The 1,589-nt window shown below is 64.4% G+C and carries 3 protein-coding genes; all 3 read right to left on the reverse strand.

What is annotated here, in order from left to right; genetic code table 11:
• Positions 1-125: 125 nt before the first annotated feature.
• On the reverse strand, positions 126-533 hold the full coding sequence (locus FDZ70_10385; protein TLM66563.1) for a hypothetical protein: 408 nt from the start codon (positions 531-533) through the stop codon (positions 126-128).
• Between the two features lie 135 nt (positions 534-668).
• Entirely contained in the window at positions 669-1,211 is a 543-nt protein-coding gene (locus tag FDZ70_10390; protein ID TLM66564.1) for a hypothetical protein, read from the reverse strand.
• 138 nt (positions 1,212-1,349) lie between these two features.
• The gene (locus FDZ70_10395; protein TLM66565.1) at positions 1,350-1,529 is read right to left on the reverse strand and encodes a hypothetical protein; all 180 of its coding nucleotides are present in this window, start codon (positions 1,527-1,529) and stop codon (positions 1,350-1,352) included.
• Positions 1,530-1,589 lie beyond the last annotated feature (60 nt).

Here is a 1,589-nt window from a genome sequence, read left to right on the forward strand (position 1 = left end):
GTGAGGTGCTCCAACGCTCCCCCCGCTGCCATCGGGCTAACGTTTCTGCGCTTCAGCGGAGCGCGCTGCGCACCGCCTTCAAGACCGATTCTACGCCGAAGGCGCGCTCCCGCTGGAAGCGCGGGTTAGTCAGGTGCGTGACGGCGCGACTCTTTGTCTGCGACGAATCTCGCCACAAGCGCGAGCGCGCGCCGATTCGCCACGTAGCGGTAGCTCGAGTCTGCGGTGATCTCTGCGACCTCGCGCTCGATGAGGCGAGTGAGTTCGGCCGGTGTGGAGGAAGCGCCTGGCGTGGTTCGCGCGACCATGTTGGCGGCCAGCCGCTCATAGAGACGGTCATCGTCTGCGAGATCACCATATGGACGCGCAGATGCCAGGAGTGCAGCCAGTGAGCTGGCGTTGCCCGGCGCGTACGCGGTCATCGCATCTCTGACCGCTGACCAATACAGCCGCCGATCACGGTTGAGATCGAACGCGACGAGCAGCGGCATCAAGAGGAGATCGACAGCGGCGCCGAAGGCGAGGTCGAGCATGTCTGATTCCTCCGAGCCTTCGGGCACTCTGACTAACGTTCTGCGCTTCAGCGGAGCGCGCTTCGCTCCACCTTCAAGACCGATTCTACGCCGTAGGCGCGCTTCCGCTGGAAGCGCCGGTTGGACCAACCCGAATCAGTCCGAGGCCCGTCGATCCGGGACGACACCCCAGCGGTGAAGCAGACCCACCCACTCTCTCCGGTTTGGCACGATGAGAAGCCACGACGCCGCGGTGCCCACAAGGAAGGCTCCGAGGTCGATCATCCGCCACTCGCTTGAGTTCAAGGTGCTGGCGATGTACATCATGCCGCTGCCGAGCGCGACCACGCCGACGAGCAGCGCGAACACGAAGGACCAGTTGGCCAGAACGCGGAGCCCCGAGGTAAGGTCCGTGACCTCCCCGCGCCGTGCAGCTCCAAGGAGCCTGATGCGCTGAACGACGGCGAGCGTGACGTCCGGCAGCAGCATGCTGTAGACCAAGACGCGAATGACCACGGGATCGAGCTGCGCGAGAGGCAGAGAGCCGAAGTCCCCCTTGCTCACGCCCATGAGCACCGCGCCGAAGGCAATGGGCGCGATTGCCCCGGCGACGACCATGCCCCCGATCAAGCGGGCCTGTTGGTATCGCGCCGCGACGACTGTCCTGACGTCCGAGCCGATATCGGCGCGCCCGTTCACATTCGTGCTCCGTGTCGTCGGGTTTGGTCCAACGTTGTTGCGTTTCAGCGGCGGCGCTCTGTGCCGTCGCCGATTCCTAGCCTACTGCGGAGCGCCGCCCGCTGGAAACGCCTGTTGGAGACACGGCGATTCGCCGGACTAGGAGGCCTTCTCTTCGAACCAGCTGCACATGATCGGTCCGACGTCCTTGGGAAACGCATCCGAGTAGTCGTTGGGACAATCCGGGAAGTCGTCACCGTGAACACAGTGCAGGCACATCGAGTCACTCCAGCGCGCCACTTTCGTCTTGTCGACGAGCCTGGGACCAGCAATGGGCATGTCGATGCTCTCGTATCGGTCGGGATCCGAGTCCGTGAGGGCTTGCTGCCGCTAAAGGAC

Source organism: Actinomycetota bacterium, from assembly GCA_005774595.1.
In the GTDB taxonomy this organism is placed as follows: domain Bacteria; phylum Actinomycetota; class Coriobacteriia; order Anaerosomatales; family D1FN1-002; genus D1FN1-002.

Bases quoted from the DNA above. Each gene is read 5' to 3' on its own strand.
- FDZ70_10385 (TLM66563.1), bottom strand. From the start codon at position 533: ATGCTCGACCTCGCCTTCGGCGCCGCTGTCGATCTCCTCTTGATGCCG.
- FDZ70_10395 (TLM66565.1), bottom strand. From the start codon at position 1,529: ATGCCCATTGCTGGTCCCAGGCTCGTCGACAAGACGAAAGTGGCGCGC.